At 75.5% G+C, this 645-nt stretch carries 1 protein-coding gene; it reads right to left on the bottom strand.

What is annotated here, in order from left to right:
• Window positions 1-255: 255 nt before the first annotated feature.
• Window positions 256-645: ABC transporter permease (locus tag ACFWI9_RS34785; RefSeq protein ID WP_387169420.1), on the bottom strand; the 390-nt coding region annotated here is incomplete at its 5' end.

The raw sequence follows: 645 nt of genomic DNA, 5'->3' as shown, positions 1-645 counted from the left end.
GGTGGGGGGGGGGGGGGGGGGGGGGGGGGGGGGGGGGGGGGGGGGGGGGGGGGGGGGGGGGGTGGGGGGGGGGGGGGGGGGGGGTGGGGTGGGTCAGGGGCGCGGTGAGCGCGACCAGCGCGAACAGACCGAGCGCGGCCAGTCCGACCAGCCCGGCCCGGGGGGTGCGGGAGCGCGTCCAGAACCGTACGGCGGACCGGCGGCGGCGCTGCCAGGCGAGCGCGCGGGGACCGGCCTGGGCGACCGGGGGAGTGGTCATCGGCCCACCCGGGGTTCGAGCAGCGGATACACCAGGTCCGCCAGTGTGTTCATGACGATCACCGCCGCGGCGAAGAAGAGGAACAGCCCCTGGACCAGGGGCAGATCGGGCACGCTCAGGGCCTGGTAGAACAGCCCGCCCAGACCGGGCCAGGAGAAGACCGTCTCCACCAGGATCACGCCCGCGACCGTACGGCCGAGGTTGACGAAGACGAGGGTGACGGTCGGCAGCAGCGCGTTCGGGACCGCGTGCCGGCGCCGGACCTGGTCGTCCCGAAGTCCCTTGGCCCGCGCGGTCGTCAGATAGTCGCTGCCCATCTCGTCGAGCAGCGCCGAGCGGGTGACCAGCAGGGTCTGCCCGTACTCGACCGCCACCAACGTGACCAC

Source organism: Streptomyces sp. NPDC127084, assembly GCF_042724175.1.
Taxonomy (GTDB): Bacteria; Actinomycetota; Actinomycetes; order Streptomycetales; family Streptomycetaceae; genus Streptomyces.
This window is presented reverse-complemented; position numbering and strand designations above follow the sequence as displayed.